Source organism: Nostoc sp. (assembly GCF_036917355.1).
Taxonomy (GTDB): Bacteria; Cyanobacteriota; Cyanobacteriia; order Cyanobacteriales; family Nostocaceae; genus Nostoc.
Window position 1 is genome coordinate 23,708 of record NZ_JBALDP010000023.1, and the last position, 25,794, is coordinate 49,501.

Annotated in this window: 21 protein-coding genes; 17 read left to right on the forward strand and 4 right to left on the reverse strand. The window is 43.8% G+C overall.

Annotated elements, in window-relative coordinates:
• Positions 1-195 precede the first annotated feature (195 nt).
• The 5 genes from V7K53_RS06375 to V7K53_RS06395 all read left to right on the forward strand — a co-directional run bounded on the left by V7K53_RS06375 (position 196) and on the right by V7K53_RS06395 (position 8,633).
• Entirely contained in the window at positions 196-3,330 is a 3,135-nt protein-coding gene (locus tag V7K53_RS06375; protein ID WP_335196766.1) for a hybrid sensor histidine kinase/response regulator, read from the forward strand.
• Entirely contained in the window at positions 3,323-3,778 is a 456-nt protein-coding gene (locus V7K53_RS06380; protein ID WP_335196767.1) for a four helix bundle protein, read from the forward strand. The genes V7K53_RS06375 and V7K53_RS06380 overlap by 8 nt, the downstream gene beginning before the upstream one ends.
• Positions 3,779-3,839: 61 nt before the next feature.
• Positions 3,840-4,865 carry a chemotaxis protein CheW gene (locus tag V7K53_RS06385; protein WP_335196768.1) on the forward strand — a complete coding sequence of 342 codons (1,026 nt, stop codon included), beginning with the start codon at positions 3,840-3,842 and terminating at the stop codon, positions 4,863-4,865.
• Positions 4,866-5,001: 136 nt separating this feature from the next.
• A complete protein-coding gene (locus V7K53_RS06390) occupies positions 5,002-6,252 on the forward strand; it encodes a GAF domain-containing protein (RefSeq protein WP_335196769.1) in 1,251 nt (416 codons plus the stop codon).
• A 158-nt stretch (positions 6,253-6,410) separates the two neighbouring features.
• Positions 6,411-8,633, forward strand: a complete 2,223-nt coding sequence (locus V7K53_RS06395; RefSeq protein ID WP_335196770.1) for a chemotaxis protein CheW — start codon at positions 6,411-6,413, stop codon at positions 8,631-8,633.
• A 149-nt stretch (positions 8,634-8,782) separates the two neighbouring features.
• Here V7K53_RS06395 and V7K53_RS06400 read toward each other — a convergent pair whose 3' ends face one another.
• The 4 genes from V7K53_RS06400 to V7K53_RS06415 form a co-directional block, all read right to left on the reverse strand.
• Positions 8,783-8,953, reverse strand: a complete 171-nt coding sequence (locus V7K53_RS06400) for a hypothetical protein (protein WP_335196771.1) — start codon at positions 8,951-8,953, stop codon at positions 8,783-8,785.
• 259 nt (positions 8,954-9,212) lie between these two features.
• Positions 9,213-9,368: a 3-alpha domain-containing protein gene (locus V7K53_RS06405; protein WP_335196825.1), complete on the reverse strand. Its 156-nt coding sequence runs from the start codon at positions 9,366-9,368 to the stop codon at positions 9,213-9,215.
• Complete coding sequence (locus tag V7K53_RS06410; protein ID WP_335196772.1) at positions 9,319-9,549, reverse strand: MOSC domain-containing protein; 231 nt, start codon at positions 9,547-9,549, stop codon at positions 9,319-9,321. The genes V7K53_RS06405 and V7K53_RS06410 overlap by 50 nt, the downstream gene beginning before the upstream one ends.
• 136 nt (positions 9,550-9,685) lie before the next feature.
• A complete protein-coding gene (locus V7K53_RS06415; protein ID WP_335196773.1) occupies positions 9,686-10,177 on the reverse strand; it encodes a cupin domain-containing protein in 492 nt (163 codons plus the stop codon).
• Between the two features lie 365 nt (positions 10,178-10,542).
• Between V7K53_RS06415 and aroF the strand changes: the two genes are divergently transcribed.
• The 12 genes from aroF (at position 10,543) to V7K53_RS06475 (ending at position 25,685) form a co-directional block, all read left to right on the forward strand.
• Positions 10,543-11,652 (forward strand): 3-deoxy-7-phosphoheptulonate synthase, encoded by a 1,110-nt coding sequence (gene aroF / locus V7K53_RS06420; RefSeq protein ID WP_335196774.1) that lies wholly within the window; start codon positions 10,543-10,545, stop codon positions 11,650-11,652.
• 193 nt (positions 11,653-11,845) lie between these two features.
• A complete protein-coding gene (locus V7K53_RS06425; RefSeq protein ID WP_335196775.1) occupies positions 11,846-13,543 on the forward strand; it encodes an HAL/PAL/TAL family ammonia-lyase in 1,698 nt (565 codons plus the stop codon).
• Positions 13,544-13,608: 65 nt separating this feature from the next.
• A complete protein-coding gene (locus tag V7K53_RS06430; protein ID WP_335196776.1) occupies positions 13,609-15,039 on the forward strand; it encodes a cytochrome P450 in 1,431 nt (476 codons plus the stop codon).
• 64 nt (positions 15,040-15,103) lie between these two features.
• Positions 15,104-16,624, forward strand: coding sequence for a class I adenylate-forming enzyme family protein (locus V7K53_RS06435; RefSeq protein ID WP_335196777.1), 1,521 nt, complete (start codon positions 15,104-15,106; stop codon positions 16,622-16,624).
• A 160-nt stretch (positions 16,625-16,784) separates the two neighbouring features.
• Complete coding sequence (locus V7K53_RS06440; protein ID WP_335196778.1) at positions 16,785-18,638, forward strand: ScyA-related TPP-binding enzyme; 1,854 nt, start codon at positions 16,785-16,787, stop codon at positions 18,636-18,638.
• A gap of 74 nt (positions 18,639-18,712) precedes the next feature.
• Positions 18,713-19,858 carry a 3-oxoacyl-ACP synthase III family protein gene (locus tag V7K53_RS06445; protein ID WP_335196779.1) on the forward strand — a complete coding sequence of 382 codons (1,146 nt, stop codon included), beginning with the start codon at positions 18,713-18,715 and terminating at the stop codon, positions 19,856-19,858.
• A 318-nt stretch (positions 19,859-20,176) separates the two neighbouring features.
• Entirely contained in the window at positions 20,177-20,836 is a 660-nt protein-coding gene (locus V7K53_RS06450; RefSeq protein ID WP_335196780.1) for a PEP-CTERM sorting domain-containing protein, read from the forward strand.
• Positions 20,837-21,006: 170 nt separating this feature from the next.
• On the forward strand, positions 21,007-21,627 hold the full coding sequence (locus V7K53_RS06455) for a PEP-CTERM sorting domain-containing protein (RefSeq protein ID WP_335196782.1): 621 nt from the start codon (positions 21,007-21,009) through the stop codon (positions 21,625-21,627).
• A gap of 58 nt (positions 21,628-21,685) precedes the next feature.
• Entirely contained in the window at positions 21,686-22,078 is a 393-nt protein-coding gene (gene aroH, locus V7K53_RS06460; RefSeq protein WP_335196783.1) for a chorismate mutase, read from the forward strand.
• 68 nt (positions 22,079-22,146) lie between these two features.
• Positions 22,147-23,280 carry a bifunctional chorismate mutase/prephenate dehydrogenase gene (gene tyrA, locus V7K53_RS06465; RefSeq protein ID WP_335196784.1) on the forward strand — a complete coding sequence of 378 codons (1,134 nt, stop codon included), beginning with the start codon at positions 22,147-22,149 and terminating at the stop codon, positions 23,278-23,280.
• Between the two features lie 80 nt (positions 23,281-23,360).
• Positions 23,361-25,094, forward strand: coding sequence for a multicopper oxidase family protein (locus V7K53_RS06470; RefSeq protein ID WP_335196785.1), 1,734 nt, complete (start codon positions 23,361-23,363; stop codon positions 25,092-25,094).
• An 84-nt stretch (positions 25,095-25,178) separates the two neighbouring features.
• On the forward strand, positions 25,179-25,685 hold the full coding sequence (locus V7K53_RS06475; RefSeq protein WP_335196786.1) for a hypothetical protein: 507 nt from the start codon (positions 25,179-25,181) through the stop codon (positions 25,683-25,685).
• Positions 25,686-25,794 lie beyond the last annotated feature (109 nt).

Consider the following 25,794-nt stretch of genomic DNA (forward strand, 5'->3'; position numbering starts at 1 on the left):
GTTCCGTGCGGGAACAGGGAGGGGAAAGGGAAAGGGGGAAAGGGAAAGGGGAAAGGGAAAGGGGAAAAAAAAACCTTTAACCCTTACCCTTTAACCTTTTCCCCAAACCCAATTCTGAGTTCAAAATGCTTATCCTAACCGTATTGCCCCCCTGCCTTAACAGATAAATCTCCTTAACACCAAGCGTATTGTGTTATGAACTCCGATCCCAGTAATCAAGAGCAGGCTTTTCTTGCGGAAGCGGCAGAGTTATTGCAAACCATTGAGCAGAATCTGATCGGTTTGCTTGATGAAAAAACAATAGAAAAAGTTCATGCCTTGATGCGAAGCGCCCATACTATCAAAGGGAGTGCTGCCAGTGTTGGGCAAGAAACTATTCAGACAATTGCCCATCATTTGGAAGATGTATTCCAAGCGTTATACGCTCCAGAACTGGAAATCGATCCAGAATTGGGTGCTTTGCTTCTAGATGCTTATGAGTGCCTGCGAACTCCATTGAGTGCAGCCTTGATGGGCTTATCCTGCAATGAGGCAGAAATACTCGATCGCACTGCCTCAATCTTCGCCCAACTCCAACATAAACTAGGCGACTTTTTTGGTCGTGAGGCTCCGCTTCCCAGTTCGGAAGAACTTGGCTTTGATGTGGTAGAGTCAATCTTTTCCGGGAGTGTACTCCAGGATTTGCAACAGCTGGAAACTGACATCCAAAGCCAAGATCCGCAACAAATTCAAACAACACTCAACTCCCAAGCAGAATTTTTTGTCGAACTAGCAGCATCTTATGGCTTATCTGGATTGGAAGAAATTGCCCAGGCGACTCTAAACGCGCTCAAAGCACATCCAGACAAAGTATTGCAAATCGCTCAGGCGGCTTTAGAAAATTTTAAAGTAGCTCAAACAGCAGTACTTGCAGGCGATCGCACTCAAGGGGGAGAAATATCTTCACAATTGCGAGAATGGGCAGAAATAACTACTTCTGTCTCAGAACTGCAAGGGCAGCCAGTTGCGATCGCTGCCCAACCAATACAAACAACTACGACTGAGAATCAGCCATCTCCCCTCCTCAGTGCCAGCGAAGCGGAATCAATTTGGTCGTTTTTCCCCAAGCGGACTGATAACTCCGTACCGAAAACACCGGAGGTACTGGCACCTATTTCTCAAGATTCGGTAGTAGCCCCCTCTGCCATAGAGCGGATTTTACAGTCAATCTGGATCGGAGATCCACAGACATCCTGCCGATACTCAGACTCAGATCGGCCAGCCTCTCCACCACCACCAAGCCTCCAGGCTCAATCATCGGCATCACTTCCCAGTATCCGAGTCGCGATCGAACAGCTCGATCGCCTCAGCCATACAATTGGGGAATTGCTAATCAGCGAAAACCAACAAAACCTGCAATCTAACCACATCCACAAAGCAGCTCAAGACACTCTACTACAGTTTTTGTACTGTCAACAACAACTGAGTAAAGTTTTTACTTGGTCGGATCGACATCTGCTGCTTCCCGAACGCAAGCAGCGACATATACATGGATCTCCACGAGTTATCTCTGCTACCGAGGCACAATCCAATTTTGATGCCTTAGAAATGGATAACTATAGCGAGTTGCACATTCTCCTGCAAAATCTTACAGAAGACATGGTGCAATTAGGAGAACAGATTGAGGCTGTTAATGGCTTAGTTCAGCAATCTCGCTTCAGTCTCGGCAAGCGCAAGCAACTGCTTTCAGGAGCGCAGGAAGATTTGCTGCAAGCCAGAATGGTTCCACTGGGAACAGTTTTGAATCGATTACCCCGCCTCCTGCAACAGATGGTAGCAACTTATCATAAGCCTGTTGAACTCAAGCTTGGCGGTACGAAAGTACTGGTGGATAAAGCCATTTCTGAGCAGTTGTACGATCCCTTGCTGCACATGATTCGTAATGCCTTCGATCACGGGATTGAACCGATAGAAACCCGCCGCCAGCAAGGTAAACCAGAAACCGGAACAATTACAATTAAAGCCTATCATCAAGGCAACCGCACTACTATTGAGGTACGGGATGATGGTCAAGGCTTTAACTGGGAATCCATTCGTCAGCGAGCTATAGAAAAACACTTGCTGACTCCCGAACAAGCCGCCTACGCCTCAGAAGACCAACTGGCAGAATTATTATTTGAACCAGGCTTTTCTACCGCCAAGCAGGTTGGTGAGTTATCTGGTCGTGGTATCGGCTTAGATGTAGTTCGCACTCAATTGCAAGCTTTACAAGGTTCGATTGTGGTGCGATCGTTTTCAGGGCAGGGAACCACCTTCATGCTGCAATTGCCCCTGAGCTTGACAACAGCACGCTTGCTCGTTTGTCAATCTCAAGGTATTACTTATGGCTTGCTCTCTGAAGGAGTTAGCCAGGTTTTATTACCGCAGCCAGAGCAGATTCAAGTCCAGCAATCTTTACACGGGCAAGGCAGCCAAAAATTCTGGCAGTGGGGAGAAGGGCAAAATCTGCAACTCGTTCCCATCCGCTCGCTTGCCAATTTGCTGGATTACAAATATCCTTTATTCACCCAAGACCACAATTTAAACCTCAGTCCTTTTCCAGTCAAACAACGGAACACCGTTGAACCTCTGCTGCTGTTGGAAACAGAGCATCAATACCTGTGTTTGCAAGTCGATCAGATTTTAGTCGAGCAGGAATTAGTAATTAAATCCCTCGGCAGAGTCCTGACTTTACCTAGTTACATCCAAGGCTACAGCGTGTTGGGCAATGGTAGTCTTACCCTAATCGTTGACCCGTTGGAGTTAGTTCGGCAAACTTGGGAGACAGATATGATGCCGACTTCCCCGGCATCAAGTCTTACAACTAAACTATTGCCTGCGCCTGAGCCTGTTCTTGCTCTAGAGGGGCAGCAATCCCAGCTAACTATAACGCAACCGCAGCAACAGCCGATGGAAGTTAATACAGCCGTTGCTCAACCTAACCGACTGATGGTGTTAGTCGTGGAAGATTCGGTTGTCCAAAGGCAAAGTTTGGTGCAGACGCTCCAAAAAGCCGATTATCAAGTGTTGCAAGCAGGCGATGGTCGAGAGGCGATCGCTCAATTGGTGCAACACAGTGATGTCGATTTAGTGATTTGTGACATTGAAATGCCGCGTATGAATGGATTTGAGTTTTTAGAACACCATCGCCAAGACGAGCGTTTGTCCGGCATTCCTGTGGTGATGCTAACTACTCGTAGCGGCCAGAAGCACCGCCAATTAGCTCTAGCTCTAGGGGCGAAAGCTTACATGACCAAACCCTATTCAGAACAGAGCTTTCTAGCCGCGATCGCTGAATTGGTTAATGGGTAAAGGGGAAAGGGAAAAGGGGAAGGGGGAAGGGGGAAGGGAAAAGGGGAAGGGGGAAGGGGGAAGGGAAGGAATGGAAAGGAAAAAAATTGAAACTTTTGAGGATTTAAAAGTATGGCAAAAAGGTATTGACTTAGTTAAGCAAATATACTTAAGGACTAAGGAAGGTGAACTGAGTAGAGACTTTGGTTTAAAAGATCAGTTAAGACGTGCATCCGTATCAATACCTACAAATATTGCAGAAGGATTTGAACGATATTCTCGCAAAGAATACTTAAACTTTCTAAATATTGCTAAAGGGTCTGCCGGTGAAGTTCGCAGTCTTTTAAGAGTAGCGTTAGAAGTGGGCTATCTAGACCAACCAACTTATACACAACTTTCTAATCAAGCTATGGAGTTGAGCCGTATGCTATCTAATCAAATTCAATCTATAAATCAGTCATCAAAATAATAAAATCTTTACCCTTTACCCCTTCCCCTTTACCCTTTACCCTTTACCCTTTCTATTATTTATGCTTAACACTCCCTTTCCGTTTAAGCGATTATCTGGTGCTGTGAGCGAGAGCGACTCATTACGAGTCGTTGTTTTTGCGATCGCAGACTATTTATTTGCCCTGCCAGTTGGTGCAGTTCTCAAGGTGATGGCTTGTCCCCCTATTCGCAGTACGGTTGAAAGTGGTATCGGGATGGTCGATCTGGGAGCGCAAACCATTACGATTGTGGACTTGCGCCAGAAGTTCATTCAGCAAGTACAAGGCCAACAGGCGCATCAAGTTCCCTCTGCTGTTGACACTTCAGGGCGCTTCTTACTTCTGACTCAAACACGGACTGGGGAAATTTGTGGCATTCCTGTGGACAAGCCCCCTGCCTTAATCGATATTCCTTTAGAAGCAGTGCGTCCGGTGCCGTGGTCTTATCGGCAAGTGGCGGAGTTAAGCTGTGTGAGCCACATGGCTGTTTTGCCTGTAGCACCAAATGAGGAACCACTCAAAGTACTTCTTTTTGGTATGAGCCAGATATTGGCTGATAAGTTGGGATTGCCCGGAACAACCCCAACCTTGGCTCCTGGATTGACATCAGGCGAACAACGGCAAAGATTTCTGCGTTTTTCCTTGGGGAATCAAGGAAGTGGATTGCTACCATTTGACTCAATAGTGGACATGATTCATCTCGCTAGCCAAGAAATTTCCCCAGCCCCGGCCTTACCAAGTTGGATTTTAGGTTTCTATAATTGGCAAGGACAGATGCTGCGCCTGGTTGACTTAGAACATTTGCTTGGTTATGCGCCACTTTTGAAGCGGCAGTCACGACCAGAAAAGCCAATGGTTCTGGTTCTCGAATTGCAAAATCAGGTAGTCGGGTTTTTGGTGGCTCATGTCTACGATGTAGAGTGGCAGGATTTACAGCAAGCACAATCGGCACCAACCGACTTTTCGCCAAACAAACTGCTAAATTTTGTTCGAGGTATTCTGCCAGGCGATCGCTGGATTTTAGACACCAGAGCGATCGCCCAGACATTGCAATGGCAAACCCACTGATAAGAGGCAGGGGGCAGAGGGGCAGAGAGGCGGAGGGGAAAGAACTTGGTATTTGAACTCTCCTTTGCTCCCCTGCTCCCCTGCTCCCCTGCTCCCCTGCTTTTTTATTTGACTTGATGCTGCCAAGGAGTTTTCTGTGACGATCGCAACTTTAGACCCTAATTCTGAAACCCAGCCTGTTGAAAATGAAATCCAGATAGAAGAAATTTTGGCTAATGTGGCTCTAATCAAAGCAGTTTTTCAATCTGCTAAGGGGCCAAAGGTCGCTCAATTGCAGCAGAAGGTAAGTCAAATCGAAGCTTTTATCCAAGCTTTGGCTAAGGATTCGCCCAGTGACAACGATGAAAATGTTCGAGGGGCTTTTCAACTCCAGCGAGAACAACTTGCGGCCATCGATCGGCAAATGCAGCAGACAAAAGGTCAAACTGCACTTTTGGAGGTTACAGTCACCGCCCTTCGAGATGTTCTCAACGCCGATCGCGTCCTGATTTATCGTTTTGAGGAAGATAATCGCTCTCGAGCGATCGCTGAAGCTATACAAGCAGGTTGGACATCCCTGCTCAACCAATCCCTACCAATAAATTTGTTTGTTAATAAACCCGATGTTGGCGACGGACAAAACTTACTCAACAACCTAACTGAAGTATTAGAATTAACCCCACGCCAACAGCAATTTTGGCAACGCTTTCAGGTGCAAGCTAGCCTGTGCTTACCTTTGATTGTCAAACAACAGCCTTGGGGTTTTTTAGTTATTCATCATTGCCTCCAACCACGACAATGGCAGGAAGCAGAGCGCAGTTTGCTACAACAAGTAGGAATGATGTTGACAATTAACTTGCGTTGGGCTGAAATAGTAGCTCCACCTGCTCAACAGCTTGAATCCTACAATCGCTCTGAGTTACTAGTGCCATTTCAGCAGGTGAGCCAGGCTGTACAAGAAGGAGCAAGAATCGCCGAGCTTGCCAACGAGCATTTAATGTCTATTCAAGATACTGTTGCTATTACTCATAAACAGCTGCAATACCTTGGTGAATTTTGCCAGCAAGCTTCTGGCTTTGTTCATCTTGTGGAAGGCTTGAGTACCAAAATTCAGGTTTTGTCCCTGAATACAGCCATCGAAGCCACAAAAGCTAGCGAGCAGGAACGAGGTTTGTTAGCTGCTGCCGAACAGGTGGAAATTCTCGCCCGTCAAGCCCGCGACAGCACCCTAAATATAGAGGAGTGGTTCCAGGAACTCCAAGTGGCAGTAGGAGATGTTGCTTCTGCTATCGAACCGTGCGATCGCCAAATCAGTGCCGGGCTGGAGTCAATCGCCCAAATCCAGGAGGAATTCAGAGCGATCGCCGACATCGCTGCTTGTACCCTCAAATCAATGTCGAAGCCATAAGACCTCTTGCAAAAGTGCTTTTTGCAAGAGGTGGGAAAAGGGTAAAGGTTAAAGGGGAAAAATACAGAACATTTCCCTTTCCCCCTTGCCCTTTTCCCGACTTCTGCAAGAAGTTTATAGAATTGTCACAAACCCCATAGAAACTGAGAGTTGTTTTCATGAGTACCGATTTTGTCCCCCAACCGCAGAACGACGATCGCTTTCTAGAAGAAGCGATCGATCTGTTACTGTTCTTGGAGCAGGAGTTGCCTAACTATACAAAAGACAGTAACCCTGGTACAGCTTTGGCTCTCATGGAAGCTGCTCGCTCCCTGCATTCGATTGCCATAGCAGCTGAGTTAGATGCCATTGCCATAGTTGCGGCTGCACTAGAAGAGATTTTTCAGCTTTTACATCAGTATCGAGCAACTGTCAACGCCCCAATCGCCTCCCTGTTGTCGGAAGGATTAGATTGCCTACAGATGCTATTGATGGCATTTTTAACAGCCTCGCAAATTGACGAAGTAGAAATTCTGGAGCGGATGTCTGCCATTGTTGCTCGTCTACAAGCAGAGTTTGGGGATTCTCAGGAAACAAACCTTGAGACATCGATAGAGCAACCGCAAGAACATCAACCATTGATTCAGTTTGGCGATCGCTTGGCCGAGGTAGAATCTTCTGCGGCTCTACCAGAGCAAGTTATGGTTAAAGATAAGGAAAGTCTTGATAGGGAACTAATAGCTGAAACTAGCCCCCAATCTGGCAGCCTTTTTCATGTGGATACCGAGCAGCTTCCCGCCAAGGCAGGGAAACTAGCAAACCTGGAGGAAGAAGATTTTCATGCTTGGTTGGGGGATTTTTCCCTACCTACTGAAACTTCTGTTGCATCCCTAGTTAAATCTGTTCGCGATCGCCATCCACTCTCTTTGCAAGAATCCATTTCTACCATTCTTGCAACAAGTATTCCAGCCGCTACACCCATCAATATTAAGCATCTCGAACAACTAAATGCGCTAGTTGCAACATTATTAACTACATATAATCAGCAAGCTTGTCAAGAAGAACAACAGCAACATACGATCGGGCGGTTGCTCCGACAAGTTAAACGATTACAACACCTGCTGGATAATCTACAGGAATGGTCAGGACGTTTAGCAGCAATTTCAGATACCCTTTCTCCTCTAGCTGCTTCTCGCTCTCAGCAATTATACAGTACTCTGCAATCGGTTTTGGCTGAAGCGTCTCAGGTAGCATCAACTGTTGATTCGCTGAATAACAATCATCATCAACTCAAACAAGAACTCATACAGCAGAAAAAGTTACTTAACCATTCTTCCAATTTAGTCAAAACAGTTACAACTATTCCTTTAAAAGTAGCGTTAGAACCGTTGCATCGGCTTTGGTCTCAGTTACAAGCTCTACAAGATAAGTCTGCTAGACTACATTTACAAGTTAGCGATATCCAAGTCAATCGGGCATTTAGCGATCGCCTCCATGCTCTCCTGTTGCATATAAGTTGCTATTTACTAGAGCAAAGTATTGAGTCTAGCCAAACACGCCAACACCTTGGTAAAAATAGCAACGGTATTATTGAAATTAAAGTTTATCAGCAAGGAAATCAACTGATTATTGATGGCTGTGATGATGGCGCAGGACTTAACTTATCTCAAATTTATCAACAAGCTTTAGCCCAAGGACTCGCCCTGACAAAACCAGGGGATATCTTACAAGAACTGGTAATTGAACCAGAGGTTTCATCTGTTTTATGCGATCGCGCTGCCCTAGAGTTAGGAGTAGAATTAACTGAAGTTTGCAAGCAATTAACAGCTATTCAGGGAAGAATAGTATTGAAGTCTAAAGCTGGACATGGTACAGCCTTCTCCCTCCAAATTCCCCTCGATCAAAAAATTGCTCAACTTATCGTCTGTCAAGCTAACTCCAGAGTCTATGCATTTATTGCCGATTCTGTAGAGCAGATTTGTCTATCCCAGTCCGAACAAATTATCCAAACTCAAGCGGGACGTATGTTATTTTTGCAGTCTTCTGGCACCAGTGGCTTCCTTGGTTGTGCTGATGAGGATTTAACAACAGAAATGCTCGTCCCTATCCACTTATTGACTGATGTGCTGATTTGTCCTAACCAGCTTCCTACCTCAGTTACTACTTACAGCACAGATACACTAAATGTTTTCAAGCAGGATAAGCCTTTATTAGTATTTCGTTACTTAGACAAACGATGTGCTTTAGAAGTAGATTGCATCATCGGCAAACAATCTTCTGCGATCCATCCTCTGGGGGAAGCAATCCCAGTTGCTGCTTATATCCAAGGAACTAGCATTCTTGCCAATGGGCAACTTAGCCTGGTTTTGGATGGTCAGCTTCTTACAAAATCTCTAACTTGAACTCAATACCTGATTTTTTTATCTCACGCAGAGGGGTTAAAGGGGAAAGGGGAAAGGTTTTGAATACATCCTTTACCCTTTCCCAAGACCACAACGTATTTGCCCTAGCTGGGTTTCCAAAAAGTGCATCATAACACTCGCTAGAAGATTCAACTTTTTCTACAAGCTTGCTTCATCAAGATACGTTTGTTTTTATACACCTCTAAAGTTCCAGCCTGCGGGTTATCTAACGTGCCATCCCACACCCAATATTCATAAATTCCATTCCGAAACTTATACACTCGAACACCTTCTGTCGCTTGGCTAGTTCCTTTGCCCAAACTTAAATTACCGTTGGGATTGGTCGCGCGATAGAGCAGTTCGCCGGAAGTATAATTCTGCCAAATATTAATGTTATAACCACCCTAGCATTTTGTACTTAGGATGATGCCAGCAGTAGAATCAGCAGAAGCTGGTAAGGAAAAATTAGATAATATACTTATTGGCAAAGCAAGGAGTAACGCGGATCTTTTCAGTAGTATTTTCATTATTTTCAATAGTGTTGTGAAATTAATACTTGTTTAGCATTCCAGCAAGCCTTTATTTCATATCCTGACGACGACTTTGCTCCTGAAAGTAGTCGCGCCAGCTTTCGGGTAAGGCTTCAAGTTGAGCAGCTTGGTGAAGTAACTCTGGATTGTTCTGCTCACGAGTTATAAAGCTGAGTGATATTAGCAACAGTAATATTGTTGTCATCCCGGCTCACCAACTCTAAAGTGTCTCCAGCTCCAACTTCGCCCTCTTGCAAAACACGAAAGTAAAATCCGGTGCGGCGACTTGCGAGAAATCGTTTCACCATATCAGGTCGTCCAAACCGAATGCCCAGTTTGTAACAGGGTAGGCGAGGTTGCGTCACCATCAGTTTTAGAGTGCCCATACGAAAGCGATTCTCCGGCACGCTTGCGCGAACGGAGAATCGCTTTCCTGAATTGGCAGGTCGTGGAGGCTTAGACAGTAGTCAGCCTGTGAAGCAGAAAGTCTCATTTGTAAATCTGAGATGCTCCCTGGTGTTGTCATTGCTCAGGAGGCGGAGGAATAATTTCAATGCCGTACTTAGATGAAATGGTGAGGATTTTATCGAAGTCTTCAGAACTCAATGGTGGAGCAGATGTAATTTGACCATTTACCGCCTTTCCAACTTCGGCAATAAATTTCTCAAATCCAGCAGGTGTCACCCAAACTAACAGTTTGGCTGGTACAGAGGTCGTATTGGTAAATCGATGAAGTTGACCTTTGGGCGAATAGAGGAAGGTTCCAGGTGTTGCAACCAGGGTGCGATCGCCAAGCTGGAATTCAATTTCTCCATCTTGAACATAAAATGATTCATTTTCTCGGCTGTGCCGATGGGGAGGCGTACCGCCACCAGGTGCAACGATTAACTCACAAAGTGCATAGGCTTCTCCTGTCTCTTCACCAATAGCTTTGAAGATATAGAGGTCTTGACCAAGGTAGTAAGAACGACCTCGATCCGGTTCAACAAAAAGTCCGTTTTGATTAATTGTCATTGCAATTACTCTCCTTTTTGAGTTGAGTTTTGTGCCTAAATTCCGTTTACACAAACTCTACATTGAATTTCGTCTACCTAATTACTTTTGGAAATAGTCGCGCTAACTTTTAAATAAGCGGATATTCGTGAATCATACAGCTTTCTGAAATGAGGCGATCGCGTTTGTGCATTCTCCAGGTATGAATACTGCATCCAAACAAGCAGAAAAGGTGGATGTGTGGCATGAATATGTCGGATATTGTGAATTCATCGGCAACAGTAAAACTACTGACTGCTAATTAGTCCCTTGATTTTTCAGCTAAGTAATTACACAACTTCAGCTTTTTACAAGTTAATTGCATATTTTAGAAGGATGCGAAAACGATGATTATCGTCATGAAATCCGGTTGTCCTCGACAAGAAATTGAATTATTATTCACAGAACTTTCGCGCTGGAAGATTGTCCCAGAAATCTCTTTAGGTAAACACAAAGTAGCAATTGGTTTGGTTGGCGATACAACGGAAATCGATGTGCAGCAAGTGCAAAATTTAAGCCCTTTTATTGAGCAAGTGCTGCGCGTAAAGAAGCCATTCAAACGAGCTAGTTTAGAGTTTCGTTATGGTGAACCCAGCGATGTAAAGGTGTCTACACCCTCCGAAACGATCGCCTTTGGTCAAAACCATCCTGTAGTCGTAATTGCAGGCCCCTGTTCTGTCGAAAGCGAAGAGATGATTGTAGAAACTGCGTTGCGAGTTAAAGCCGCAGGTGCAAAGTTTCTCAGAGGAGGTGCTTACAAACCACGAACTTCACCCTATGCTTTCCAGGGACATGGAGAAAGTGCCCTAGACTGGTTAGCAACAGCTAGATCGGTTTCTGGCTTGGGTATTATTACTGAGGTGATGGATGGGGCTGAATTAGAAATGGTGGCATCAATCGCAGACATCCTGCAAGTTGGTGCCCGCAATATGCAAAACTTTTCCCTTTTAAAAAAAGTCGGTGCAACAGGTAAACCTGTGTTACTCAAACGTGGTTTGTCTGCCACTATTGAAGATTGGTTGATGTCAGCTGAGTATATTTTGGCAGCAGGAAATCCCAATGTGATTTTATGCGAACGGGGAATTAGGACTTTTGACAGAGAGTATACACGCAATACTTTAGATATATCTGCAATTCCTGTTTTGCGTAGTTTGACTCACCTGCCAATTGCTGTTGATCCCAGTCATGGTACTGGGAAATCGGAATTGGTGACACCAATGGCAATGGCTGCTTTAGCAGCTGGTTGTGATTCGCTAATGGTCGAGGTTCACCCTAACCCTCAAAATGCCCTTTCAGATGGGCCTCAGTCGCTCAATTTTGCCAGCTTTGAAGAATTTATGAGAGAAATGACTCCCTTGGGCAAATTTTTTGGTCGCTGGCAAGAACAGAAATATACAAAAAGTATCGAAACTAATTCTCTACTCCCCTTAACAAATTGGAAGATTGGGGTTCTTTAACAAGAGAGGCAGGAGGCTTCCTGCCTTGAAAGTGCTGAGTGCTGTTAGCGGTAGCGGGGCGTTTAGCCCGTGCTGAGTAAAAATCCTAGTCCCTAGTTTCACTTTCATGCAAGGCTTTTGAAACTTGTTTCATCGGGACTGCCTTCTTCACTAATTGTCAAGCTTGAAAACTTTAGTCATAACTATCAAAAACATGGATACACTCCGATTAAGTAAAAACACTGCCAAAAAAGCTGTATTTCCTTTTATATATGGTTCTGATGAGGCTGTAATTGTAGGCGATCGCAATCTCACTGTTGAAGAAGTAACTAGTGTAGCGCGTTATGGGAAACAAGTACGTTTAACTGACGATCTAGAGAAATTGGCTAATATCCAAGCATCCTGCGATTTTATTCGCCATGCAGTTGAATCTGGCGAACCTATTTATGGGGTGACAACTGGTTTTGGTGGTATGGCAAATGTGGTGATTTCTCCTGAATCTGCGGCTTTACTACAAAATAATTTGATGTGGTATCACAAAGTAGGTGCAGGAAAAAAATTACCTTTGGCTGATGTTCGGGCTGCAATGCTTTTACGTGCAAACTCTCACATTAGTGGTGCATCGGGGATTCGTTTGGAAATCATTAAGCGGATGCTGATATTCCTCAATGCTGGTGTTACACCTCATGTCTGCGAATATGGTTCAATTGGTGCTAGTGGTGATTTAACACCTTTAGCATATATTACTGGGGCATTAATTGGTTTAAATTCCAGCTACACCGTTGACTTTAACGGTGAAGAAATGAATGCACTAACAGCATTAAAAAAACTGGGTTTAGAGCCATTACAACTACTTCCAAAAGAAGGGTTGGCGATGATGAATGGCACATCAGTCATGACAGGTATCGCCGCTAATTGCGTCTACGACACCAAAAATCTTTTAGCATTAGCAATAGGCGCTCACGCCTTAGCTATTCAAGGTTTAAATGGAACTAATCAATCATTTCACCCATTTATCCATAAGCTGAAACCACATTCAGGACAAAAATGGGCTGCTAACAAAATGCTCAATATTTTGGAAGGTTCACAGTTAGTTAGAGAAGAGTTAAATGGTTCTCACAACTATCGCGGTGAAGATCCAATTCAAGACCGTTATTCACTGCGTTGTTTACCCCAATATATAGGGCCAATTATCGATGGAATTGAGCAAATTCAAAAACAAATTGAAGTAGAAATTAACTCTGTAACTGACAACCCACTCATCGATGTAGAAAACCAAGCAAGTTATCATGGCGGTAATTTCTTAGGGCAGTACATTGGCGTAGGTATGGATCAATTGCGTTACTACATTGGGTTGTTAGCTAAACATCTGGATGTTCAAATAGCCTACTTGGTAGCGCCAGAATTTAACAATGGACTTTCTCCATCTTTAGTTGGTAATAAAGAACGGAGTGTAAATATGGGTTTGAAGGGATTACAAATTACTGGCAACTCGATTATGCCTCTGTTAACCTTCTATGGAAATTCCATAGCTGATCGCTTTCCTACCCATGCAGAACAATATAACCAAAATATCAACAGTCAAGGTTTTGCTTCGGCAAATTTAGCGCGTCAATCAGTAGAAATTTTTCAACAATATATAGCGATCGCTTTAATGTTTGGCGTGCAAGCAGTTGATTTACGCACATACAAAACTGTTGGACATTATGATGCCCGTGTCACCCTCTCGCCTGCAACCAGAGATTTATATCTTGCAATCCGCGATGTCGTCGAACAAGCGCCTTCTGCCGACAGACCTTACATCTGGAACGACCACGAACAAGCCTTAGACGAACACATCGCCAAAATTGCAACTGATATCGCCAATGGTGGACAGATTGTGCAAACAGTTAAGGAGCTTTTGTTGACCTGAAACTCCTAAATCTGAATCTGTTAGGAACGGTGATGATTTTTTCTAATTAAATTGGAGAGAATACAATGATCGAACAAAGCATCTATCAAAATGCACGTAAAAAACCTCCTGGCCCGCCAAGTTTTCCGATTATTGGTTGCTTTCCCCAAATGTCAACAAATCCGCTGCAATTCCTCACCAATTCAGCGCGTGAATATGGTGGAGTTGTCCATCTGGGGTCAATCGGGCCGCAACAACTTTACTTGATTGCCGATCCAGATTGTGTAAAATATGTCCTGCAAGAAAATCCTCAGAACTATACAAAAGGTGAAAATTTCCAGGACATGAAACTGGTTATTGGTGAAGGCTTGGTAATTAGCGAGGGTGAATCATGGCGTTCCCAGCGTCGCCTCATGCAACCATCTTTTCACCGCCAGCAAATCGCCGCGATGGTCAATGACATGACCCAGCTTACTGCCGAGATGGTAGAACGCTGGCAAAAAATTCCACCCGGTGCAACCCTTGATATCTCTGTGGAAATGCTCGTGCTGACACAGAAGATTCTCCTGAAAACGACTTTGAGTATCGACGCTGATAGTGACACCAGCGAACTGATTCAGGCTTGGAATACTATCTACAAGTTCCTTAGCGATCGCTTATGGGCTATCATCAAACCACCTATTAATTTCCCCACGCCAAAAAACCGCCAGTTTAAACAAGCAATCAACACCCTCTGCACAGTTGCCAACAACATCATCCAACAACGCAAACAAGGCAATCATACCGCTCATGACATACTTTCAATGTTCATGAATACTCAGGATGAGTCTGGCGGGGGATTGAGTGACCAGCAATTACATGACCAGATAGTTGGACTCTTCTCTGCTGGATTTGAGACTTCAGCTGTAACACTTGGCTGGATCTGGTACTTGCTTTCCAAATATCCCACTGTGGAACGCCAGTTACAGGCAGAACTGGCTACGGTATTGGCTGGAAGAACCCCCACCTTCGAGGATTTGCCACATCTGAAATATACCAAAATGGTTGTCCAAGAGGCAATGCGACTTTATCCGGGTGCGTGGGTTTATGCCCGCAACAACTTGGCTGATGATTTGATTGGCGGCTATCATATCCCAGCTGGCTCGATGCTTTTGTTCAGTCCCTTTGTCACGCACCGCCTCCCTGCTTTTTGGGATAATCCTGAAGGCTTTGATCCTGAGCGATTTACCCCAGAACGCTCTGTCGATCGTCCCCGTTATGCATACTTTCCTTTTGGCGGCGGCCAACGTCAATGCTTAGGTGACATTTTTGCAATAACAGAAATTCAGTTGATTGTAGCAATGGTATGTCAACGTTTCCGCCTCAATCTACTGCCTGAACACCCAGTTGAGTGCCAGCCATTGCTAACTCTGCAAACACGCAAAGGCATCCTGATGACATTGCAGCCACGAACTGAAGTTGATAACGTCAAGCTAAGTACTCAAAAGACATTATTAACACTGAATTCTGAGTTCTGAATTCTTCTGTTCAATGACTGTTGAAGTAGATAAAGGTAATCAATTCGAGTGAGTCTTTTTAGCCATGAATATTACCAATCACATCGAGCGGGGTTATCAACTATATCCTGACAAAATCGCGCTGATATTTGAAGAGAAATCTTTTACTTACAAACAGCTTAACCAACTAGCAAATCGTCTAGCCAACAGTTTAAGTGGATTAGGAATTAAAAAAGGCGATCGCGTAGTTTTGTTTTTGCCAAATATTCCAGAATTTATCATTTCTTATCTTGGCATTCTCAAAATTGGTGCGGTTGTTGTCTCAGTCAATGTCATGCTGAAAAGCAATGAAGTTAGCTATATTCTCAATGATTGTGCTGCTAAGGCAATCATTACCACAGAGTCACTCGTTGAAAATGTACCAGAGGTAGATTTACCCGAACTGCAACACATTTTGATTGCAGAGGGTAGCGCCAAAAAGGGAATTACTTTAGCTAAACTGATGGAAAGTGCTTCTGGTAATGCAGATGCTATTGAAATAGATCGCCATACTGCTGCTAGCATCGTTTATACATCGGGAACAACAGGTTTTCCTAAAGGAGCAACCCTTTCTCACGGCAACATAATTTCTAATATGTATTCCCAAAACCGTTGTTGTGGAATGCAACCATATGACCGATTACTGTTGTATTTACCGTTATTTCATTGCTTTGGTCAAAATGCTATTCTCAACGCAGCATTAAACGTCTGCGCCACAATTATCCTAAAACGTCGATTTGATCTTGAGCAAATACTTGACGCGATCGCTACTCATCAAGTAACAATGTTTTTTGGAGTACCAACGGTATTCATCAATCTTCTAAATAGTGATTTATCTGGTTACAACCTCAATAGTGTTCGTTACTACTTTTCAGCCGCCGCACCAATGCCAATTGAGGTTGCCCAAACTTGGCGGGATAAGTATGGAAAAGTGATTAACGAAGGATATGGCTTAACTGAAACATCACCATGTGCATCTTATAATCACGATTTGAAATACAAACTCGGTTCCATTGGTGCTCCAATTGAGAATGTAGAAATGAAAGTGATTGACGATAATGGTAATCAGGTAGAGCTTGGTGAATTGGGTCAGATAGTAATTCGAGGGCCTAACGTCATGCTTGGTTATTGGAATCGCCCATTTGAAACTGCGGAAGTAATTAAAAATGGCTGGTTCCATACTGGCGACATTGGTAGGGTAGATGAAGACGGTTTTTTCTACATCGTTGACCGTATGAAAGACATGATTAATGTGTCTGGATTTAAGGTATATCCGACTGAAGTTGAAAATGTGATTTATCAACATTCATCTGTTGCTGAAGTAGCAGTATATGGCGTTAAGGATGCTATCAAAGGTGAGATAGTTCAGGCAAATATTATCTTGAAGCAGGGTAAGATAATTAGCGAAGAAAAAATTCTCAAGTTTTGCTCGGAAAGAATGGCAAAATATAAACTTCCTTGTACTATTAATTTTGTAGATTACCTGCCAAAAAACCCAACAGGGAAAGTTCTAAAACGAGTTTTACGCCAGCAATCAAGCTCTCAATTAGTTGCTGTTAATAACTAATACCAATTCTTTAAAATGAGGCAACAGATGTAAATCAGGAAAGTCTTGCTGCATCTAATTTTCTTAATTGCGAATTGCGAATTGCGAATTGGTATAAATCTAGCTTGAGCTAAGTCATCAATAAAGCTAAAAAATCAATAAACAGGAATCAAAGTTGGCAATGGTGAATACTAAGTATATCAACAAAAAAGCTAATTCTCCTCAAGCTTTGGGAACAAAAATTAACCCTTCATCTAATCAAATCTCATTTGAAACTTCAACTGGATCTTCTATTTTCTCTCCTGCATCGCTAAATGAAAAATCTCCAGAGTCAGAATTAAATCCTACGGTTGCAGAGGCTCTAGTTAAGATTCTGGAAAATTTGGGAGTTAACTATGCATTTGGTGTTTCAGGAGGCGGTATTGGGCCATTATGGGCAACATTAAACCGTAGCAGTATCGAATTGCTTCACTTTCGCCATGAATCAGGTGCAGCCTTTGCCGCTACCGAGGCTTATTTTGCCAGCGATCGCCCCGTCGTGGTATTCACTACTACAGGTCCTGGTATCACTAACGCTCTGACTGGGCTTTTTGCTGCCCAAGGGGAAGGAGCAAAGGTAATTTTCTTATCGGCTGCAACCTCAACCGGAAATCGCGGTCGGGGAGCTTGTCAAGAAACCAGCGCCCACACAATGCCTTTCTCAGGAATTTTTACCTCAGGCCCACTATTCAATTACGCAACCATATTAGAGTCTGGAGATCAACTGCCAGAAATTTCTCGCAGACTTGCCCAAGGTTTAGCACAACCAGGTAGCTTTGTAGCCCATATTAGTGTTCCCACCCCAATACAAACGACACCATTAAAAATACAGTTACCTCAGCCAGTGTTTTCTCAATCTGTACCAACTGCCAGTGAAGAAGCGATCGCTGAATGTGTAAAGTTATTATCAGCAGAATCCTTTGCTATCTGGGTTGGCTTCGGGGCGCGACACGCCGCAGTGGAAATCCGTCAGTTGGCAGAAAAAACTGGGGCGGCGGTCATGACATCACCTCGCGCCAAAGGCATTTTTCCAGAAGATCATCCCCAGTTTATCGGTGTCACAGGCTTTAGTGGGCATTTATCTGTCCTGAAATATATGCAGGAACAACGGCCGCAGCGCATACTAGTGTTGGGAACGCGCCTTGGTGAGCCGACTTCATTCTGGAGTCCGGCGATGGTTCCTGTTAATGGGTTTGTGCATATTGATATCGACCCACAAGTGCCAGGAGTGGCTTATCCATCAGTAGAGACTCTCGCTGTTCACTCGGAAATCAAAGAATTCCTCAAAGCTTTATTAAAAAACTTTCCAGAGCGTCTTAATTGGTTTCCTACTTCCTCACTACCGTATCCTGAAGCCTACACAAATACTCAGCACCCAAATGGCTTAGTGCGACCCGAAGCTCTGATGGATGCAATTCAACGGCTGATTATTGAGGGCAGTGATGCCTCAGTCTTAGCTGAAGCAGGTAACTCTTTTGCTTGGGCAACTAATTTACTGCGATTTAACCAACCAAATCGTTACCGGATTAGTACTGGTTTTGGGTCTATGGGTCATGCTGCTACTGGTGTAGTTGGTACGGCACTAGGGCGAAAAGGTAAAGCCGTGGCGATTGTTGGGGACGGAGCAATGCTAATGAACAACGAAGTCAGTACAGCAGTGAAATTCGAGATTCCAGCTGTCTGGATTGTCCTTAACGATGGACTCTACAATATGTGCGCCCAAGGAATGGCATTGCAGGGGTTAAGTGGGAACGTTCCGATAGATACAGAGATACCGAGTACTAATTTTGCTGCGATCGCTAGAGCTATGGGAGCTGATGGCATCTGTGTTAATACTGAGTCTAGCTTGGAAGCAGCTATAGAAAAAGCACTTACCTCTACTGTTCCATTCATTATTGATGTCAAGATTGACCCAACCCGACCCGCACCGATTGGAGGTCGCATTCAAAGTCTGATTAAGCAAGGAGCCATAGAAGCCAAAACAGGGCGTGCTTAAATCTGCGCATCTATGTAAATCATTTTCCAATTCTATTGTGTAACACCAAAAACAAAATCAAAAGGAGATTTGTCATGACAACATTAGAACCAGTAGGTATTCGCGCAGTCTCAGTTAACTTTCCTAGCATCATCCGCACCAACGATTACTACAGAGAGAATTTCCCCAAGATGGTTGCTGAGGCTGAACAAAAAACCCTGGCTAAACTTTTTGTACCCGATAAAGCCACAATCGATACTGACGATGATATCTGGTCACAAGAAGTAGCACCATATATGTCAGATCCCTTCCGTGGTACCGTCGAGCGAAGGGTTTTAGCTCCAGATGAGACTTCGCTTTCACTAGAATATCGCGCTGCTATCGATGCTCTCGAAGCCGCAAAGCTATCACCTGAAGACATCGATCTTATGCTCGTTACTTCACTGTTTCCAGAGCAAATCACACCTGGGAATGCTGCCTTTCTCGCTGGAAAACTGGGACTACAAGGTGCAGCGTGGAATATAGAATCAACTTGCACTTCAGTGTTAGTTTCGCTTCAGACAGCCTGTTCTTTGGTGCAAACAGGACGATATCGCAATGTGTTAGTGGTTGTCTCAACTACGTATTCACGCTATACCGACGAAAATGATACTCTGGCATTTTTATCAGGCGACGGTGCTGGAGCCTTTGTAGTTGGTAAGCTGAAACCAAATCAAGGTATTCTTGGTACAAAAATTGCCAATACCTCTGCTACCTGTGGAGCTTTCTATAATGAATTCACCACCGATGAGCATGGCAACGTCAAAATGTTCATTCGAGGCGGCAAGGGTGCAAGTAAGATGTTTAACGAGACGACAGTGAAGTTTATTCGTTTATGTTGCCACGGTGCGATCGCTGATGCTGGACTTACCTTAGATCGAATCAACTTTTTTGTTTTTAATACACCCAGTGCTTGGTATTCACGAGTTTGCATCCGCGCTCTAGATATCGAACCAGAGCGTACTATCAATATCAATCCCCTATATGCCAACATTGGGCCAACCTTTCCCGTTGCTAATCTCTATCACGCCGCCCACGCAGGTAAAATTCGTGAAAACGATCTAGTTCTCGTCTACACAATGGGTTCATCATCTAATGCTGGTGGTTGTGTGATGCGTTGGGGCGATGTCGCACTAGGCCCTGCTCCTGCTTCTTCAGTCAGTCTTTCTCAACAAGAGGATAGAATTCTGATCCGTCACTAGTAGTCTGCCAACCCAAAAATGCTAGGTGAGGTCTGGGGAAAGGGGAAAGGGTAAAGGGTAAGGGATTTAAAACCTTTCCCCCTTCCCCCTTTCCCTTTACCCCGCCAAGTTCACTTGGCGAACTACTAGGATTGTAGCCTTATCTCAATCTGAGATTGTGCATAAAACTGTATTGCTATTCCCCTCACAATCTCAGGATTATGTACATACAGATGGTATTTTTGCCTATAACGCGTAGGCGTAGCCCGCCGTAGGCATCGCTTACCAAACAATGAAATTCTCAGCATTCAAGTATGGCTATATTGGGAGATAACTAAAATGGTTTTGTTGAATAAATTCTTGATGGCTTCTGCTATCAGCGTCGCAGCCTTTTCAGTTTTAGGAATGGTTAGCATAAATCCAGCCGAAGCTGCTCTTTTTAAATTTACTTTCGAGGGCGAAGGAGCAAATGGTTACTTTATTTATGATGATTCAGCTAATAAGATAGAACCTCTTGGATCGAACTTCCCTCTTGCTGAGTATGATGGCTCAGTGGAAAAATATTTTGTTAATGCAGGAGATATTCTGGCTCAGGGAACAAAAGGAGCGCAGCAAGATATACATGATGAGGCCAGAAATATTGTTTATCTTGGACGTGCCAATAATTTGGGCTACGATGGTGGCGCTGATGACTTTATTCTTTACGTTCCTCCGGCTGCTCGTGGGCAACAATACGGTTTATCAAGTCGCTTTAGTTACCCAGAGGGAACCTTTTCAGATTCTGTTGCCTTACGAACGAGCGTACCTGATACCGCTAGGCTCAGAGTTTACCCATACTGGGACTTTCCTAATGCGACGGGAGATTACACGTTTGAAGGAACTGTTAAAACAAAAATCGAGCAAATTCCTGAACCTGCATCAGTGTCTGCATTACTAGGAGTAGGTGCTTGGTTTATCTTCCGTCGTCAGCGCCGACAATTATTATCTGCACAGGATTAATTACAGCGGCCAGCTTAGTATATTTAGGTCAAAAAAGAATGCAACAAATAGACCATTTGTAGAGACGCGATTCATCGCTTCTTTAGCCAAGATATGTTGGAATTATTAATTTAATTGGTATTAGTTTCAGAAACTAATGTGGCAATCAATCTTTTAGAAAGGTAATACAAATGGCTCTCTTGAATCAATTATCGCTTTCTGCTATTTCAAGTGCAGTAGCATTACTTGTGTCAGCAACATTAAACATAGATACCGCTCAAGCAGCATTATATAAATTCAGTTTCGAGGGTGAGGGAGTCAACGGTTACTTTAATTACAATGACACTACCATAGGGTTTGCAAATTCACCGAACGCTACCGGATATTTTGAAGGGGGATATGATTATAAATTTGACTTAGGAGAGAAGGGAGTTTTTCAAGGAACTATTGGCAATCCGATTGTTTTTTTACCGCGTCTAGAAGATGGTATTACAGCACCTGAAACCGACGATTTTCTTTGGGAAGTACTCGCTTCTCAACGGGAACCAGCATCCCCCTTCGCTTTCGTGAACTATTTTCATTACCCAAAGGGTTCATTTGAGGGATCTACCGCTATACGAACAACAGTCCCAAGTACTGCAATCCTTGATGTTTATCCAAATGTGGACTTTCCTAATTCAATAGGTAACTTGCTGTATACAGGAACTGTCCAAACCCGAATTGAGAAGGTTCCTGAACCTGCATTGTTACCTGCATTGTTGGGAGTAGGCGCTTGGTTTATCTTTCGTCGTAGACAAAAATTAAGTACTTAAGGGTCAAATCAATATGGATAAGCTCACATTTCTTACACATACATATCAACAAACTAATATGTCAGCGACACTCGGAGAATGGCGAGTGCGGGGACTCCGAGGTGCAACTACAGTTAGTCACAACTCACCACAAGCGATCGCAGAAGCTGTGAATGAGTTATTGAATGCCTTAGAAGTCAATAATCCGCTAGATCCTGCCGAAATTGTTAGTGTCACTTTTTCAGCCACTCCTGACTTAGATGCAATATTTCCCGCGGCGGTGGCGCGTCATCGTCCGGGATGGGAGCAAGTTCCTCTGTTGGATGTGCAGCAAATGCAGGTAAACAGTAGCCTTAAATGCTGTATTCGAATCCTAATTCACTTCAATACCCCCATACCTCAGAATGCATTACGGCCGATCTATTTGCGCGGTGCTGCACAGTTACGCCCAGATTTAGCGATATTCAGTTAAGCGTGGCTTGCCCTTAGACATCGCTCTTTGATGCGACAAACAAATTAATCATATATTTGAAAAGTTTTATGCTTCCAGAAAAGCTGAAAAAAATTGACCAACAACTCATTGATTTACTAGGTAAAAGAATTGCCGTTTTGGCTGAATCACAATCAATTTCTTTAGAGGAACAAATTACTAATTTTGCATTTTCCTTAATGCAGGCAGGGGTTCCAGAGTCAATATGGAAAAACTTGGTTACAGGTTGTACCTCTGCCGTTGCTAGTAGATTTTCACCTCCAGCTAACACTAAGCCACGACGGGTTACTCTAGTTGGCGGACGGGGGATGATGGGGCACTTCTTCCAGCAGAAGTTATCAGCCGCCGGTCACTACGTCAGTGTTCTCGATCGCGGTGATTGGGAAGAAGCAGAATCGCTGCTAGAAAAAGCAGATTTAGTTTTAGTCTGCGTTCCGATTGAACATACAACAGAGGTTATTTCTAAACTTAGTAAATACCTTTCTCCAACTACTGCTTTAGCTGACATTGCTAGTATTAAAACTCCAATATTACAGACTATGCTTGAGGAGCATAGTGGGCCTGTAATGAGCTTGCATCCCATGTTTGGCCCAGGTATCAAATCATTCTTGTCTCAAAAAGTTGTAGTCTGTTCTGGTCGTGGAGACGATGCCTTCCAATGGCTTCTGGATTTGATTCAAAATGATGGTGGCAAACTGATTGTATCTACACCAGAAGAACACGACCAAATGATGATTGCTGTTCAAGCAATCCGTAACTTTAAAACCTTGAGCCTGGGTGTTTTTCTAGCAGAAGAAGAGATTGACATCCGTCGAAGCTTAGATTTTTCTAGTCCAATTTTCCGTCTAGAAATTGACATAGTTGGCCGCTTGTTTGCTCAGTCTGCACCTCTGATAGTAGATATTATGCTTGCTACACCAGAGCGTCGTGAAGCCATTAAACGACTAGCAGCCACTTATAATCGGTTGGCGCAATTAGTTATTCAAAACGATCGAGATAACCTGATTCGGGAGTTCAAAAAAACTCATAGCATTTTGGGAGAAGAAATGAACTCGGCTGTAGAGGAAAGTACTCAGATGATTAACACCCTGAGTACACTCTTAGCAGCTAGGGATGTCGAACAAAAACAACCATATTTTGTTAGTAAACAAAGTGCGATCGCTAATCAACCTATAGCATCATAAGCCTATCAAAGTTTCAGAGAGTTCTTGCATAAGTCCAAGACCTTATAGACTCAACGCTAATTTTTACAACACAACCAAAAATGTTAACCAGAAAGCAATTTTTAACGATGAGTGCAGGTTTAGGAGTAGGAGTTCTGCTTCCTGAAGTACTCAAAGCCAAGAGAACCTATGCAGCCTCGCCTCGACTCTCAAAATTTACCGAGTCTCTGCCCATTTCATACCCGATTTCACCACCTAGTACCTTAGATATTGCACCAGGTAAACACTCGTTCCACAGTAGCTTAGGGTCTTTTACCACCTGGGGTTACGGCGGATTGTCTTATCTTGGCCCCACTTTCGAGGTAACAAGGGGAACGCCCGTTAGGATTCGGGCATTCAACAAACTCGGTACTCATCCATTAGCTAGGTCAGTTGATACAAGCTTACATGGTGTCAATGCGTCCGACATCACTAACCCACGAACAGTCATACACTTACATGGCAGCAATACCGAGCCTGACAGCGATGGTTATCCAGAAGACACGTACCTACCTGGACAGAGCAATGTGTACAACTACAACAACAATCAAGAAGCCGGGACATTCTGGTATCATGACCATTCCCTTGGCATGACTGCATTGAACCTCCAAGCCGGTCTGGCTGGGATGTATCTGATTCGGGATGAGGACGATCCTATAGATGGCAATGGCCCTCTTGGTATCCCTGCTGGAGCGCCCTATGAAGTGCCCTTGATACTACAAGATCATTCCTTCAACTCTGATGGTTCGATGTCCTTTCCAGCAAAATGGGATCATGAGTTTTACGGTGATGTTGCTGTCGTCAATGGCAAGGCTTGGCCAAACCTCAATGTTGACCGAACTTTATACCGCTTCCGTATCGTCAACGCTTCAAACTCCCGATTCTTCAGACTTAAGCTGTCCTCAAATCAGCAACTAATTCAAATTGGCTGTGACGGAGGATTCTTAAACGCTCCAGTATATTTGTCTAAGTTACTGCTAGGGCCTGGTGAACGAGCTGATGTGCTAATCGATTTTTCTACAAGTCTGCCAGGAGATAAGATTGTATTGCAAAATGACGCTGCGGCACCGTATCCCAAAGGTTTGGCTACGGTTATTGACCAGGGTTACTTTAGAATGCCAGAAATCATGCAGTTTACGGTGAATCGGGGTGCTGCTGTTTCTAAAGCTATTCCCACACGGCTGCGAGTAAACAATCCATTGATAACGAAGATTGCTACCAAACCAGTAAGACAGCGCAACCTAGTTCTAACAGATATTTTGAACTCCAACTTTCAGGTGTTAGCGATGATGCTCAACGCGGTTTACTGGCATGAAGCAGCCAACCACCCAGAATTGAGGGAGCAACCACAAGTAGACACAGTAGAGCAGTGGAACTTCATCAATCTACAGCCATTCGCTCATACAATGCACCTACATCTAGTGCCATTTCAAATCCTCAACCGCCAATCAATTAATGATACTGCCTATTCGGCAGCATACAGGGCTACTGGGCCGCGTAAAGTACTTATGCACCATGCACCTGGTGGGGATACAGTGCCTTATGATTATCCACCACTCGACCCTACTCCCTATTTAAAAGGTTTAGCAAAACCACCAGCAGCGAACGAAGCCGGCTGGAAGGATACTGTGGTAGTCAACCCGTTTGAGGTTGTTCGTCTGATAGTTCCCTTCGGTGCTAAAGCCACAGCGAATTTACCTTTTGGCAATTCATTCACTGGACGCTTCGTGTGGCACTGCCACATGCTTAATCACGAAGATAACGACATGATGCTACCCTTTGACGTGCTGCCGTAGCCTTTACTAACAGCTATTAGTTACACAAATAAGTAGTGATAAAAATCCTTGTTAATAGTGTTTTGAAATAAAAGAGAAAATGGAATGAATTTTGATAAAAAGCTCGCAGTTACTATCACTGGTACCGTCTGCCTTTTAACAACTATGATGGCTCCTGTCTCAGCCGCCATTTTTAATTTTTCCTACTCTGGTACGAGTGTACTCGATCCAAATGACATTGTTACAGTCGCAGGAAAATTAACAACTAACCCCTACGATTCAGCCACAAATAGTTATGAAATTATAGATATTACTGGCACAAGAAATGGCAACTCAATAGAGTCTTTATTATCTCCAGGATTATTTCTTGACAATGACAATCTCTTATTCGCTGAAACCCCGGCATTAGATGAATTTGGATTTGCTTACACCGTAGGAGGAGCGTCATATAATGTGTTTTACACTTATGACTACTTAGAAATAGGGGAGCAAGGTTATTACACAGGTTATCCTCTCACTTCTTTTTCTATAACACCTATCCCTGAGTCTTCTCTAATTTTAGGTATACTAAGTATAACTGCTTTAGTGGCTATCAAAAAAAATAAACGGTAGGTTCGCTCATTTGAAAAACTCGATAATCCCAATTCGGGCATTGCCGATTCAGGTCAAATGGTAGATACAAGTCATCAGCAATAGTATTAACTAAATCAACTAAAATTAC